Below are 13679 nucleotides of genomic sequence, written 5' to 3' on the forward strand. Positions count from 1 at the left end.
TCGTCGAAGCGCATGCGCCGCAGGCGCGAGTCTCGACGGCTCGGACGCGAGACTGAAGGGGGCCGCGAACACGCCGCGCCCGCGCGGCCAAAAACATCGAGCACCATGTTCACGGCCATGCGAACTCCTTCGAACGAACCGCTATGTGCAAGCTGACGATAACTCGCGCGCTGCTGGCATGGGACGGGAACGGGTGGGGTCGATGGTCGATCGGCCGAGTTGGCTGTTGACGCTCTCGCGGGGTCTCGGATCGGAACCACCCGAGAGTGCGGCAAACTGATAGCTACTCGAATGATGTGTGTCACGTGGTAATTTTCCGGGTCCTCGATTGCGATGCGGTAGCTCTTCGGTAGATTACGTACTGGGAGTTGGTTTTTCGTGGTCGTAAAAGTCCTGGCGCAGTGATGATTTCGTGCTCCCGCGCCGGTACTCTCGTCCAAGAGGGCGGGTTCTCGGAATCCGGTTCACCGGATCTCTGAGAACCCGCTCATCGCCAAAATTCTGACTCCTCTGGCGATTTCCCCACTTCCCGGCTACCGGGCAGACCTGGCAATTCCGCCAACAGCGACTCGAGTCGGGCCAGTTGCTCACCCACGAAGTCGGCCGGACCCTCGATCAGTGAGAGCGGCCACGGCCAATGCGGCCCGTCCAATCGCTTGACCTCCTCGGCCAGCTCTGCGGTGGTGGCTTCGAGTTCGCTGATTTCCGTGCGCAATTCGCCTACTTGCGTACGCAATTCGGCCGATTCGTCCTCCAGCTCCTTGATCCGCTGGAGCACCGCGGCCACGCCATCCACCAGGGTCAGATAGCGGCCCTCCGCATCGGTGCCGAGCTGCGGCCAACCGGACAGCCCCGGACCGCGCAGCTGGATCTGGATATCGCGCAGCACTGCATCTTGTTCGGGCATCACATCCGGTTCCTCCCATACGAAGTCCCACTGGCCGAAATCTATTGTCTCTGCCTCGTTTACATCACCGAGACGCCGTTGACGACTACCTGCCGCAAGGTCTACTGGATATTGCGGCTGGTCTCCACATTGGTACCCGACCAGGCAGCGTTCTGCCACGACCAGGTCGCGACGCTCGCGTCCAATGCCCGGCTGATCGATCAGAAACCCCAGTAGCTACCCACATTCGTGGGGCCGAGTACGGTCGCCGCATCGTTGAGATAGGCATTGATCGCCAGATGATCCCGCGGTGTCGAATCGAAATCCGGGCAGAAGTTGATCGGCCGATCGGGACGACCGCACAACGCAACACCTGCGCCAAACCCGCACGCGCATCGACGATTCCGGCGTCATAGCCGTCCAGCATCCTGGTCGCGGTCGTCTCCGGTTCGACACGATAGAGATGCCGTTCGTCCGCAGATCATCGGCCTCGGCTGGGGTCGACTGTTTGCCGGGCAGGGCAGACCACCCTCGGCGAAGTAGCGCATGACAAAATCGAAACCCGCCGCTCGGATGGCCGCACCGCTGGGACGGCCCGCTGCATAGCCGAGACCGAGACGCATATCGGTAACTGTAGGGGCATCATCGGCAGAAATCGGCGGCATTGCCGAACCCGCCGAACCCGCCCGCGCCCGGTGGTTGACCAGGGCTCCAGTCGGTTCAGCGCGCCGACTGGAGGTCGGACCGGCTCTCCCGGAGTTCGGACTGGCGCTTGGCCTCGAGCGCGGCCGCGGTTTCGCGCCGATCAGGTGCGATGAGCACCGCGCTGATCGGGACAGCCAGGGCGAGCGATCCGATGACGAACATCGGGAAAACGAATTCGAACAGCGTGAGTCCGTCCGGCGCCTTCGCGGTGGTGTCGACGGTCAGGTCCAGGGCCGCGATACCGGCGTAATACATGCCCGCGATGCCGACGGCGAACAGCAGCACCGTGGCCGCTCGCGCGAGCAGGCCGTGCAGCGCCTGGAACGACCACAGCGTGCCGATGCCGGTGATCAGCGCGACCACCACCGCGACCGCCGTGAGCCATGGCGAGATCTCGACCGAACCCTGGATGCGGAGGGACCCGAGCTCCAGATACAGGGTCAGACCGATGCCGAATCCCATGACCAGCCCACCCGGGAAGAGCCGGGCCAGTTGCAGCCGGCGGCCGATGATGATCAGCGCGACGAATACCGCGACGAACGACGCCACCATGGCCGCGATCATCCGGCCGCCGTCGAAGCGCGCGGCGGTACCCGAAATATCGAGGCCGAGCAGCGCGACCGAGGTCGACAGCCATGCGCCGACGCCGCCGATCGCCACCGCGGCCGAGGTCACCCACACCAACCGGAACCGGGATGAACGCGCCGCGTGCAGCACACACGCCAGTCCGACCACGGCGCCGAGCACCGAAACGCCGAAGGAGAGTCCGGCGACCCAATACCCCATCGAGAACTGGTCTACCGCCGCGCCGCCGTTCGCCGCAGCGAACAACCGGACGTCATGCATGTCGGGCGGTTCCTTCCAATTCGAGCGCCTTCAGTTGGGCGATCGCGTACTCGGTGACGGCCGCAAGCGCCTGGCGGACCTCCATGGCATTGCGCGCGTCGATATCCACGATGGGCACCCCCTCGCGCACCGAAAGCGCCTCGCGCAGTTCGGCGATCGGGAAGCGGGGTGCGCCCGGGAACCGGTTGACCGCGATCAGGAACGGCAGATTGCGCGCCTCGAAGAAGTCGACGGCGGCGAAGCTGTCCTCGAGCCGTCGGGTGTCGATGAGCACCACCGCGCCGATGGCGCCGCGGATCAGGTCGTCCCACATGAACCAGAAGCGGCGCTGGCCGGGCGTGCCGAACAGGTACAGCACCAGGTCGCCCGGCAGGATGATGCGGCCGAAATCCATAGCGACCGTGGTGGTTGCCTTATCCGGAGTATCGGCGAGATCGTCGATACCGTCGGAAAAGCGGGTCACCATGGCCTCGGTGCGTAGTGGGACGATCTCCGATACCGCGCCGACGAAGGTCGTCTTTCCCGCGCCGAAGCCGCCCGCGACCACGATCTTGGTCGAGGCGACGCGAGCGTCGGCCTCGGCGGATCCGGAGTTGCCGAGCTGCCCGTAATTTCCGCCTTGCCTATAGGGCACGGAGTCCACGCAAAGTCCTTTCCATCAGGGAACGGCGCTCATCGAAGCTTGCCTCGTCGTTCAGGGTCGAATGCACGCGCAGCGCGCCGTCGACGACGAGGTCACCGACCATGACCCGGACCATGCCGAGCGGTCGATCCAGGTGGGCGGCGATCTCGGCGACCGACAGCCGGTTCGTGCCCAGCCGCAGGATCTCGGTGCGCAGGTCGCCCGCTGGCCAATCGAGATGCGCAGTGTACGACAGGGTTTCGATAACCGCTTCGAGCGGTAGGTCGACCGCGGGTTCGGTACGCCCGGAGGTCAGGGCGTATGGTCTGACGCGGGTGGTCGGCCGGTTCGGCCCGTGGCCGGGTGGACTCGACATCGTTGGATCAGACGGCTGTCCGGGCGGTGGCCGTGACCACCGTGCCCACACGGTCGACGAGCAGGGCCATTTCGTAGCCGATCCGGCCGATATCGTGCGACTTGTTGGCGAGCACTGCCAGGTGCGACCCGTTGCCGACGCTCATCACCAAAAGGTAGCCGCGCTGCATCTCCACGATCGACTGCATCACCTTGCCGCCGTCGAAAAGCGATGCGGCTCCGGTGGAGAGACTGGCCAGGCCCGCGGTGACCGCGGAAAGCTGTTCGGCGCGGTCCGCGGGTAGATTCGGACTGGTCGCCTGCAGCAGACCGTCCGCCGTCACCAGCACCGCATGCGACACTCCGGGCACATCCTTGGTGAAGCGGGCAACCAGCCAGTTGAGGTTCTCGTCCGTGGTGCTGTTCGGGTTGGTCATACAAGCCCTCCGTCGTTGTACTGCGCTTCGGCCCGCCCGCTGCGGACCCCACTGAGATGCCTGGTCAGGTTGTTCCGGATCTCCTCCGGATCGCGTATGCCGGGTTCCTCGACCGGCGCGAGGCCGCCGGGCACCAACTGCGCTCCGGGCCTGCGGATCGGCAGTCCGCCGACGGTACGGGCCTCTGCGGTCGGATGGCTGGCCTGTTCGGCGGCCGTCCAGCCCGCGTCGGCCGGGGAGGTCCATGCGGACGGCGAGTGTTGCGCCGCCGCGGGTTCGACCAACCACTCCGAGACCATCCGCTGATAGATCGGGGTGGGCGATTCGCCCTGCACGGGCTGCAGTCGGGTCGAGGTGTTGGTCGTGGCTTCGGCCGAGACCGGTTGTAGTCGAGTCGAGGTCGGCTCGGGTTCCGCTGCGGCGGCGGGCCTTCTGGCCGGCAGCGGCGGCCGCAGGGTGGGCTGTGGCCCGGTCGCATCCGGCGCGGCGGGCTCGCGGGAGACGATCGGCATAGATCCGGTGTGCGCCGGTTCGTCGGGCTGTTCGGCCCACAGATCGGCGACCGCGCCGGGGGACGCCTGCGGTTCCATATCGATGACCGAATTCGGTCCGGTGGCAGGCTCATCCGTCGGGGTCGGCGGCCCGAACGGCGCGCTGCGGGATCGGTCGTCCTCGACGCGGCGGCTGCTCGGATTCTCCGCGAATACGTCGATCGAGGTTTCGGTGTGATCATGGCCGGGTATAGATATCTCAGGCGCGTCGGCGACGCGCATGGTCGGACGACGTTGTGGCAGACCGGAACTGGTGACCGCGAACCGCGACGGTTCACGCTGCGGCAGACTCGGCACCGGCACCAGGGTGCGTGGCGGCTGTTGTGGTGACGGGGCCGACGACGGGGCCATGGTCTGCGCATCGATGGCCCGCTGGTTCGGATCGGTCGCATCGAGCGGCGGCGCGACGAGTGCGCCGGGCAGGTGCACGCTGGCAGTGATGCCGGGCTGCTGCGCCATGGTCGAGGTGCGGCGCAGGCCCACCGTGATGGTGTGCCGCTTGGCGAGTCGGCCGACGACGAAAAGGCCCATGCGGCGCGCGGTTTCGACGGTGACCTCACCACCGGAGGCCAGCCGGTCATTGGTGAGCTGTAGATCCTCCGGCGACATGCCGAGGCCGCGGTCGGTGATCTCGATCAGATAGCCGCCGTCCACCGCGCGCGCCACCGTCACCGCGACCGGTGTGGTCGGCGGGGAGTAGCGCAGCGCGTTATCGATCAGTTCGGCGACCAGATGTTCGATATCGACGGCGGGCTCACCGGCGACGATGCCGTCGGGCACCGCGCCGATTTCCACCCGCTGGTAGTCCTCCACCTGGGAGACCGCACTCCAGAGCATGTCCGATAGCGGCACCGGATGTAGTTGACCGCGGCGCAGAGCGGTACCGGCGAGCACCAGCAGGTTGTCGCCGTTACGGCGCATGCGGGTGGCGAGGTGGTCGAGGCGGAACAGGCTCTGGAGCCGTTCGGCATTGTCCTCGTCGTGTTCCAGGTCCTCGATCAGTGACAGCTGCTGTTCGACGAGGGATTGACTACGGCGGGAAAGGGTTTCGAACATATTCCCGATCTGCAGGCGCAGTCGGGCCTGATCGGCGGCGAGATTCAGCGCCTGCTCGTGGATTTCGTCGACGGCGCGGGCCAGTTGGCCGACCTCGTCGGTGGTATGCACGCCGACCGGGGTGATCTCCGGGGTGGCGCCGCCGCTGCGCACGACCGCGAGTTCGTCAGGGAGTTTGATGTGCGCGACCTCGAGTGCGTCGCGGCGCAGCCTGCGCACCGGGACGACCAGGGTGCGCGCGACGGCGAGGGCAAGCGCCAGACCGGCCAGCAGCATGCCGATGACGATCGTGGTCTCGCGCAGCGCGCCGCTCTGCGCCTCGGTGGTCCGTTTCGCCAGCGCCCTATCGATGGTGTCGGCGAGGGAGTTGGTGGTCTTGTCGTAGATGTCCGTGCTGGCCTGCAGGGAATCCAGCACCGCAGGCTCGGATGTCGGATCCCCGCCGTTCTGGCTGAATGCGCCGAGACGGATGCCGACCGCGTCCAGCAGCGGCGGCATATTCGTCGCATTGTCCGGAAGGATGATGCCGTAGGTATTGACCATGGTCATCTCGGCGCCTGCTGAGGTGAGCACCTTCGGGCGCACGCTCGGATTGTGGCCGGCATCGGGGGAGCCGATCAGCATGCGCTGCAGGGTGAGTACGCGCCGGGCGTTCTGGATCGCGCCGATCTGCAGGAAGTAGCGCTGGATGACGAGGTCCTCGACCGAGGGCGAGAGCGCGTACGCGTTGCCGATGCGAACCGCGATCTCATCGGCCTGCTCACCGACCATCATCGGCGATCCGTTGCGCAGGCTGTTGCGCATGCTGGTGGCGGTGGCGACGGCCGAGGCCAATTCGGAGGTGACTCGCGTGCTCACCTTGGTCGTGCGCATTCCGGCCTGGAGATCGACGAGCGCCTGATCGAATTTCGTCAATGCCGCGTCGGTTGCCGGATCCGCGGTGTTTCCCCAGGACGCGGTCGCCGCGACGGCGAGTTGTTCGGTCGCCGTACCGAACTTGACGATCGGGCGAATGATGATGACCTGTTCGGTCGCCGCATCCAACTGCGACATGGTGCGCAGTTCGTTGTTGATGCGGAGCACGGCGAAGACGGTGGCCAGCAGCACGGGCAGGACCAGCACGATGCCAACCTTGCGAGTGACCGACCAGTTGGACAGACTGAATTGCCAGGACCGCGGTGCAGCTTCCATCCGCTTCCGTTGCCTCCGCTTCACGAGCTTGCACGAGTGCCCCCGGATGGCGCGTGGCTGTTCGGTTTTGAATCAACCCGCTGAGAACCAACTAGAGGTCTTCTTTTTACCGCACCGGAACATACCGTGCAGAGTGACTAACGGCAATCTGGGGCAGGCACTCTACAATTCACTCGAATATGGCTACTCAGAACAGGTTTCGACGCGCAAAACGGTTGCCGGTTTCCATCGAGATCTGTACGTGATCACAAACCTGCTGGTCGCTCGACCAGCCCCTAGCGGGCAGTATCGATGCTGGGTGCGGCGTGTCGAGCGGCGCCCTCTCAGTCGACTCTCAGTCGATGCGGTCAAACTGGGGACATGCGCATTCTGGTAGTCGACGACGATCGTGCCGTCCGGGAATCGCTGCGCCGGTCACTGACCTTCAACGGCTACTCCGTCGATCTCGCGGTCGACGGAGTAGACGCGCTGGACAAGGCAACCGCGCAGCGACCGGATGCACTCGTACTAGATGTGATGATGCCCCGGATGGATGGGCTCGAAGTTTGCCGACGCCTGCGCAGCACCGGAGATGATCTGCCGATTCTGGTTTTGACGGCGCGAGATTCGGTTTCCGAACGGGTAGCCGGACTCGATGCCGGTGCCGATGACTACTTGCCGAAACCATTCGCGCTAGAGGAATTGCTGGCCCGATTGCGGGCGTTGCTGCGCCGCACGGCCGCCGATCCCGGCGAGGTTTCCGAGACCATGACGTTCGCCGATCTGTCGCTGGATCCGGTGACCCGTGAGGTGACCCGCGCTGACCGCTCGATCAGCCTGACCCGCACCGAGTTCGCACTGCTGGAAATGCTGATGTCCAATCCGCGCCGGGTGCTGACCCGCAGCCGCATCCTCGAGGAGGTCTGGGGCTATGACTTCCCGACCTCGGGTAATGCGCTCGAGGTCTACATCGGCTATCTGCGCCGCAAGACCGAGGCCGAGGGTGAGGCCCGGCTCATCCACACCGTGCGCGGTGTCGGCTACGTGCTGCGCGAAACACCCCCGTAGACGGGTCGATACCCCGTGGCCAGAGCCAATCCCAAGCCGCCAGTGGTCGCCGCGCTCGGCGCATACCCCCCGCAACCAGCGGATATGCGTCCGCCGATGCCGCTGACCAGATCAGTCTCCCTGCGCTGGCGGGTAACCCTCCTCGCCGCCTCGGTGGTCGCCATCGCCGTGGCCGTCACCTCGATCGCCGCCTATGCCATGGTGGCCCGCGCGCTGTACGCCGATGTGGACTCGCAACTCAAAGCGCGCGCGAACACCATGATCAACAATAATTTCGACAGTTTGGGGTTTCAGTCGATCGTGCTGGCCGGGCTGTACTCCAACGATGTCGGAGTTGCGCTGATATACGCGAAAGACAAGGCGTATATGCCACCGCAGCAAACGATTCCGCCGGTGGGCACCCAGGAACTGGCGGTCGCGAACGGTGAGTTGCCCTCGTCACTGCGCACCGTGAGTAATCAGCGTGTGCTCGCGGTGCGGACGCATTCCGGCGCGACGCTGGTCGTCTCGCAGCGGTTACAACCGACCCGCGAGGTGTTGGACCGGCTGGCGTGGTTGCTGTTCGTCGTGGGCGGTTGTGGTGTTGTGCTGGCGGCGGCAGCGGGTACCGCGGTCGGCCGCACCGGCCTGCGCCCGATCGGACGGCTGACCGCCGCGACCGAACGGGTCGCCCGCACCGACGATCTGACACCGATTCCGGTGACGGGTGACGATGAACTCGCGAGGCTCACCGAGAGCTTCAACACAATGCTGCGCGCACTCGCCGAATCGCGTGATCGGCAACGCCGGTTGGTCGCCGACGCCGGACATGAATTACGCACACCGCTGACCTCGCTGCGCACCAATATGGAATTGCTGATCGCCTCCAGTCGACCTGGCGCGCCGCGGATTCCGGAACAGGATATGGCCGAGCTGCGCGCCGATGTGATGGCACAGATCGAGGAGCTGTCGACCCTGGTCGGCGATCTCGTCGACCTGGCCCGCGAGGACGCGCCCGAAACCGTCTACGAACGAGTGGATCTCGGCGAGGTGGCCGAGCGGGCGCTGGAGCGGGCCCGCCGCCGCGGTGCGATCGAGTTCGCCGCGCAGTTGCAGCCCTGGTTCGTATACGGCCATGAGGCGGGCCTGGAGCGGGCGATTCTGAATGTCCTCGACAATGCCGCCAAGTGGAGTCCGGTGGGCGCGCAGGTGAAGGTCACCATGCGGGAAACCGGTCGCGGATTGCTCGAACTCGATGTCGACGACGCTGGACCCGGCATCCCGGCCGCCGAGCGCGAGCTGGTGTTCGACCGTTTCTATCGGACCACGGCGTCGCGTTCCATGCCGGGTTCGGGGCTCGGCCTCGCGATCGTCAAACAGGTGGTGACCAAGCACGGCGGCACGATCACCATCGAGACCTCCGAGCGCGGCGGCGCCCTGATCCGAATTGTGCTGCCGGGCGCGGCGACCATGCTCGATGGTGCGGCCGACTCCGTAACCGATTGACGCCGTTCGAGACTAAGGTAATGGGGGGCGGCACCGGGGCCGTCCGCGATATCTCGGAAAACTGAAAGCGCGGTCTCAGTTCGCTCTCAGTCGTCGTCGCCAAGCTGGTCGAAGACGTTAAGGAGAAAAATGACCGAGGATTCCAAGGAAGGCTCGATACCGCAGCCGGATAACACCAATGCTGCGCCCGGTCCGCATCCGACCCAGGAGATCCCGGTCGTACCACCGGGCCAGCCGGATCAGGCCCATGCGCAATCCGGATACGGGCCCCGGGAGGCGTCACCGCGTCCAACGATCTGGCAGCAACGCACGGCGCAGAACCTGACTCCGCAATTTCCGGGTCCGGAGGCGGGCCCGGAGTACGCCCAGCCGTCCTTCGCCCCGCCGATCCCGCCCGGCGGGCCGTATCCCGGCGCCCCATTGGCCGCCGCGCCGCAGCCCGAACCCGCACGCCGGCCGGTCCGCACCGGCCTCGTCGCCGGCGCGCTTGCGCTCGCACTGGTCAGCGGTGGTGTCGGTGGCGCGGTCGGCGCGCTGGTCACCCGCTCCGATAACGGTCATACCGCGGTGACCAATGCCTTGGACGCGCCCAGGCCCAATGTCAGCAATATCACCAACGCACCGGCCGGCTCCACCCAGGCGGTGGCGCAGAAAGTGCTCCCGAGCGTGGTGATGATCAAGGTCGCCAGCAATCGCGCACAGGGCGAGGGCTCCGGTGTGGTGTTGTCCTCCGACGGTCTGATCCTCACCAATAACCATGTCGCCTCCGGCGGTGGCATCAACGCCAAGATGGAGGTCGCCTTCGCCGACGGCACCACGGCACCGGCCACGCTGGTCGGCGCGGATCCGGTCTCCGATCTGGCCGTCATCAAGGTGCAGGGCAAGGACGGACTGACCCCGATCGAACTGGGTACGTCGTCGAATCTCCAGGTCGGCCAGCCGGTTATCGCCGTCGGCTCGCCGCTCGGGCTGGCGGGCACGGTGACCACGGGTATCGTCTCGGCACTCAACCGTCCGGTCTCCACCAACGGTGCGGGCACCCCGAGCCAGGTGCAGCCGGTCATCGACGCGATCCAGACCGACGCCGCGATCAACCCGGGCAACTCCGGTGGCGCGCTGGTCGACGCCAGCGGCAAGCTCATCGGGATCAATACCGCCATCGCCAGCCTCGGCGGCAGCGAGGTGTCCGGTCAGCAGAGCGGTTCCATCGGCCTCGGCTTCGCCATCCCGGTCGATCAGGCCCGCCGGGTCGCCGACCAACTGATCAAGACCGGTCACGCTACCTACGCCCAGATCGGCATCAAACTGCGCCCGCAGGACACCGCCGCGCGGGTGCTCGAGGCGACACCGGACGGTCCGGCCGCCAAGGCGGGCATCCCGGCCGGTGCCATCATCACCAAGGTGGACAGCCGGACCATCGACTCGGGCGACGCACTGATCGCCGCGGTCCGTTCCCACCAGCCAGGAGACAAGGTGAAGATCACCTATACCGATGAACAAGGCAATAACCCCAAGACGGCCGAGGTGACCCTCTCCGGTGCGGCCGCGGACGGTGGCCGCTGATGCGGATCCTGCCCGGCGGATTTTCGGCGCGACCGGGAGCCGACGCCCACCTCGTCGATCTGGACGCTACGGTTACCACCATGGAAATCGATGCTCCTGTCGCGGGGCGTGCTCTGGTGGTGGTCGTCGACGATCGAACGGCGCATGGAGGTGTGGACTCGCTCGGGCCGCTGGTCACCGAGCTGCTCACCGAGGCGGGTTTCCTGGTGGACGCTTCGGTATCGGTACAGGCCGATGAGGTGGAGATCCGCAATGCGCTCAACACCGCGGTGATCGGCGGTGTCGACCTGGTCATCTCCGTCGGCGGCACCGGTATGTCCCCGCGCGATGTCACGCCGGAGGCCACCTCACAGGTGCTCGACCGGGAACTGCCCGGGATCAGCGAGGCGCTGCGTTCCTCCGGTCGGGTAGCCGGTTCGCTGGACGCCGGTCTTTCGCGCGGTCTGGCCGGCGTCTCCGGCAGCACATTGGTGGTAAATCTGCCGGGCAGCCGCGCTGCGGTCCGCGACGGCATGGCAACCCTCGGTCCGCTCGCCAGCCGAGTAATCGGCGAGCTGTCGGGATTGGCGGAATAAATTACCGCCGCGGACGCCTCCGATGACCCTCGTCCGGTGACACGCCGGGCGAGGGATGCGGCGCGTCTGGCAAAAATTTTCGGAGACGTCCTCCCCGAGACGACCAGTGACGAGCATCGGGCCGATACCGAATCGTTATCCGACGACTGGTTCCGCTCGCAGGTGCCGCCCCATCACGGCTGATGATCAATCTACGGTCTCGCCACGTATCTTCGTTCGCGGCTGCGTCTTCATCCATTGCGAATCGCTCACGCTGAAGTTTGCTGAATCATCAAGTACGGTGCTGTCTCGTAGTTACCGTCGGCGTCGTTGTGACGATGACTGCCTTTTAGGGCGGTTTGGGTGGCGCAGCTTTCCTGTTTATGCACGTCAAGCAATATGAGCATTTGAGATGATGTGATCTAGATCACATTGATCTTAACGGAAACTTACGTTGCCAGACCGTTACTGGTCGGTCTAATCTCGCCACGAGCCACCCACGCTGCTGGACCTCGCAGGCTCGGGTGCGGCACGTACGTCTGTCGACCCGGCGGAACCTGGCTCGGTTCCGATGCCAGCCCTGACCGTTGCGCCGAAATAACAGCCGGATACATATCGGCAACAATCGGGCGACAAACTGAGCTGGGCCTGAGAGGACCACTGTCCAGCCTCGATGGTCGAGGCTGACTGTTAGAACCTGATGAGGGGAAGTATGAGCGAGAACCGCACCAACGGTCTGCGCCGCGGTGCCCGGATCGCGGGCGTCGGCGCTGCCGCGGCCGTGGCCATGGGGCTGCTTTCGACCGGTGCTGCCAATGCCGATACCTTCGTGCCGTTGCCGGACGGCCAGAAGAACGGCCCTGATGTGACGCTCACCCGCACCGGTGAGCACGCCCTGATTTCGCCTTCGCTGGCTGCCAATGGCGCCGGCCGCGTGGTCTGGGTTTCGGGCAATGCCATCGCCGATGTGTCCGTCACGCCCGAGGGCAACGTCGGCCCGAGCAACGGCGCCTCCGGGGCGCCGGGTACCAACAACTCGTCGACCCATGGCGCATCGCAGCTGAGCACCGGCTATATCGTCGGCTGCCAGGTCAGCATCGCCAGCGACGCCATCTCGGCCGGTCTCTCCGGCGGTATCAACCTCTCGGGCGGTTCGCTCGGTGGGTCGATCGGCATCAACCTCGGCCCCGGTGAAGTCAAGTTCGTGCAGATCGATTACAAGGACATTCTGAAGCCGGGTCGCTACTCGGTCGAGTACCAGGATGCCGAGATCGAGATCCAGGGCTGCGCCGGCTACGCCCAAGCGCGTGCCTACACCGTCGTCGAGATCATCGGCAACAACTACTCGAAGACCACCCTCTACGGGCAGCCGTTCAGCATCGGCTGACGTCGGTCAATCCACGAATATTCTTCTCGCTCAAGCGATTCAACCCTCGAGGGATTATTAGCATGATCAACCGTAAGAAGGTGGCACGGGTGGCCGGTGTCGGCGCCGCTGCCACTGTAGCTCTTGGCCTGTTCTCCACCGGCGCCGCGAACGCCGATACCTTCGTGCCGCTGCCGGGCGGCTCGATTACCAAGACGCTGTCCGACGGCACCGTGGTCACCATCAGCCTGACCAACGAATCCGCCAACATCAACCCGTCCATGGGCTCGACCCCGCTGCACCGCAACGCGTGGGTTTCGGGTAGCGCTCAGGTCACGGTATCCGGTGACGGCGGCGGCGCGATCTTCCCGGGCTACACCGTCGGCTGCCAGGTGAACATCTCCGGTGGCGGCGCCACTGGTGGTGTCGAGGGCACCGCGGACTGGAGTGGTGACAAGGTCACCGGTGGTGTCGGCGCGAACAGTGGCGCCAACCTCACCCTCGGTCCCGGCCAGTCGCAGTCGTTCTACGTGCTCGATCTCGAGCAGGCCGACGACTTCGGCAACGAGGCGCACAAGAAGCGCAACAAGTTCAAGAACGGCAGCGGCTCGGTCACCTGGGCGGATGAGACCATCGGCCTGACCGGCTGCGGCGGTTACGCCCAGGCTCGGTCCTTCGTCAGCGTCGAGGTGGAGACCGACAACGTCGTCACCTGGACCACCCTGTGGGGCCAGCCGTTCAGCCTCGGCTGATCGACAGGGGCATCGCCCCTGAAAACGTAAGCGGGCTCGTCGCATTCGCGGCGGGCCCGCTTTCATGTGAAACCCGTTAGTACCCAGCGTAATTCGCAGATCGTAACGGATCGAGCGGTAACATGTACGAAATCTCACAGGAATTCGGCGCAAACCACTAATATTGTGCGCACCCAAGATCGTCCACCGACGAGATTGTCGGCAAACCGCTTGATGGCCAATGTCTTTCCAGCGAGCGGTGTCCGCATGAAAGGGTATTCGGCC

Annotated in this window: 14 protein-coding genes; 7 read left to right on the forward strand and 7 right to left on the reverse strand. The window is 65.5% G+C overall.

Annotated elements, in window-relative coordinates; genetic code table 11:
• Window positions 1-487 precede the first annotated feature (487 nt).
• Window positions 488-907, reverse strand: coding sequence for a hypothetical protein (locus AB0J29_RS29575; RefSeq protein ID WP_364793375.1), 420 nt, complete (start codon window positions 905-907; stop codon window positions 488-490).
• On the opposite strand from AB0J29_RS29575, the gene AB0J29_RS29580 reads away from it, so the two are divergent.
• Window positions 896-1123, forward strand: a complete 228-nt coding sequence (locus AB0J29_RS29580) for a hypothetical protein (RefSeq protein ID WP_364793376.1) — start codon at window positions 896-898, stop codon at window positions 1121-1123. The genes AB0J29_RS29575 and AB0J29_RS29580 overlap by 12 nt on opposite strands.
• On the opposite strand, the gene AB0J29_RS29585 is transcribed toward AB0J29_RS29580, so the two are convergent.
• The 6 genes from AB0J29_RS29585 to AB0J29_RS29610 form a co-directional block, all read right to left on the reverse strand.
• A complete protein-coding gene (locus AB0J29_RS29585; protein WP_364793377.1) occupies window positions 1108-1251 on the reverse strand; it encodes a hypothetical protein in 144 nt (47 codons plus the stop codon). The two genes, AB0J29_RS29580 and AB0J29_RS29585, sit on opposite strands and share 16 nt — an antisense overlap.
• 355 nt (window positions 1252-1606) lie before the next feature.
• Window positions 1607-2437, reverse strand: coding sequence for a hypothetical protein (locus AB0J29_RS29590; RefSeq protein ID WP_364793378.1), 831 nt, complete (start codon window positions 2435-2437; stop codon window positions 1607-1609).
• Entirely contained in the window at window positions 2430-2987 is a 558-nt protein-coding gene (locus AB0J29_RS29595; protein WP_364793460.1) for an ATP/GTP-binding protein, read from the reverse strand. The genes AB0J29_RS29590 and AB0J29_RS29595 overlap by 8 nt, the downstream gene beginning before the upstream one ends.
• Before the next feature lie 73 nt (window positions 2988-3060).
• Window positions 3061-3435 (reverse strand): DUF742 domain-containing protein, encoded by a 375-nt coding sequence (locus AB0J29_RS29600; protein WP_364793379.1) that lies wholly within the window; start codon window positions 3433-3435, stop codon window positions 3061-3063.
• A 7-nt stretch (window positions 3436-3442) separates the two neighbouring features.
• Window positions 3443-3850 (reverse strand): roadblock/LC7 domain-containing protein, encoded by a 408-nt coding sequence (locus AB0J29_RS29605; RefSeq protein ID WP_364340981.1) that lies wholly within the window; start codon window positions 3848-3850, stop codon window positions 3443-3445.
• Window positions 3847-6648: an ATP-binding protein gene (locus AB0J29_RS29610; protein WP_364793380.1), complete on the reverse strand. Its 2802-nt coding sequence runs from the start codon at window positions 6646-6648 to the stop codon at window positions 3847-3849. The genes AB0J29_RS29605 and AB0J29_RS29610 overlap by 4 nt, the downstream gene beginning before the upstream one ends.
• 360 nt (window positions 6649-7008) lie before the next feature.
• On the opposite strand from AB0J29_RS29610, the gene AB0J29_RS29615 reads away from it, so the two are divergent.
• From AB0J29_RS29615 to AB0J29_RS29640, 6 genes are all read left to right on the forward strand, one after another.
• Entirely contained in the window at window positions 7009-7695 is a 687-nt protein-coding gene (locus tag AB0J29_RS29615) for a response regulator transcription factor (protein WP_364793381.1), read from the forward strand.
• Between the two features lie 84 nt (window positions 7696-7779).
• Window positions 7780-9180, forward strand: a complete 1401-nt coding sequence (locus AB0J29_RS29620; protein ID WP_364793462.1) for a HAMP domain-containing sensor histidine kinase — start codon at window positions 7780-7782, stop codon at window positions 9178-9180.
• A gap of 129 nt (window positions 9181-9309) precedes the next feature.
• Complete coding sequence (locus tag AB0J29_RS29625) at window positions 9310-10743, forward strand: trypsin-like peptidase domain-containing protein (RefSeq protein WP_364793383.1); 1434 nt, start codon at window positions 9310-9312, stop codon at window positions 10741-10743.
• 80 nt (window positions 10744-10823) lie between these two features.
• Window positions 10824-11318 (forward strand): MogA/MoaB family molybdenum cofactor biosynthesis protein, encoded by a 495-nt coding sequence (locus AB0J29_RS29630; protein ID WP_364392993.1) that lies wholly within the window; start codon window positions 10824-10826, stop codon window positions 11316-11318.
• A 691-nt stretch (window positions 11319-12009) separates the two neighbouring features.
• Window positions 12010-12684, forward strand: coding sequence for an MspA family porin (locus AB0J29_RS29635; protein WP_364793385.1), 675 nt, complete (start codon window positions 12010-12012; stop codon window positions 12682-12684).
• A gap of 62 nt (window positions 12685-12746) precedes the next feature.
• Window positions 12747-13415, forward strand: a complete 669-nt coding sequence (locus AB0J29_RS29640) for an MspA family porin (RefSeq protein WP_364793386.1) — start codon at window positions 12747-12749, stop codon at window positions 13413-13415.
• The last annotated feature ends 264 nt before the right edge of the window (window positions 13416-13679 follow it).

Source organism: Nocardia sp. NPDC049707 (assembly GCF_040674855.1).
Lineage (GTDB): Bacteria > Actinomycetota > Actinomycetes > Mycobacteriales > Mycobacteriaceae > Nocardia.

Bases quoted from the DNA above. Each gene is read 5' to 3' on its own strand.
- AB0J29_RS29575 (WP_364793375.1), bottom strand. From the start codon at position 907: ATGCCCGAACAAGATGCAGTGCTGCGCGATATCCAGATCCAGCTGCGC.
- AB0J29_RS29590 (WP_364793378.1), bottom strand. From the start codon at position 2,437: ATGCATGACGTCCGGTTGTTCGCTGCGGCGAACGGCGGCGCGGCGGTA.
- AB0J29_RS29600 (WP_364793379.1), bottom strand. From the start codon at position 3,435: ATGTCGAGTCCACCCGGCCACGGGCCGAACCGGCCGACCACCCGCGTC.
- AB0J29_RS29605 (WP_364340981.1), bottom strand. From the start codon at position 3,850: ATGACCAACCCGAACAGCACCACGGACGAGAACCTCAACTGGCTGGTT.
- AB0J29_RS29610 (WP_364793380.1), bottom strand. From the start codon at position 6,648: ATGGAAGCTGCACCGCGGTCCTGGCAATTCAGTCTGTCCAACTGGTCG.
- AB0J29_RS29615 (WP_364793381.1), top strand. From the start codon at position 7,009: ATGCGCATTCTGGTAGTCGACGACGATCGTGCCGTCCGGGAATCGCTG.
- AB0J29_RS29620 (WP_364793462.1), top strand. From the start codon at position 7,780: ATGCGTCCGCCGATGCCGCTGACCAGATCAGTCTCCCTGCGCTGGCGG.
- AB0J29_RS29625 (WP_364793383.1), top strand. From the start codon at position 9,310: ATGACCGAGGATTCCAAGGAAGGCTCGATACCGCAGCCGGATAACACC.
- AB0J29_RS29630 (WP_364392993.1), top strand. From the start codon at position 10,824: ATGGAAATCGATGCTCCTGTCGCGGGGCGTGCTCTGGTGGTGGTCGTC.
- AB0J29_RS29635 (WP_364793385.1), top strand. From the start codon at position 12,010: ATGAGCGAGAACCGCACCAACGGTCTGCGCCGCGGTGCCCGGATCGCG.
- AB0J29_RS29640 (WP_364793386.1), top strand. From the start codon at position 12,747: ATGATCAACCGTAAGAAGGTGGCACGGGTGGCCGGTGTCGGCGCCGCT.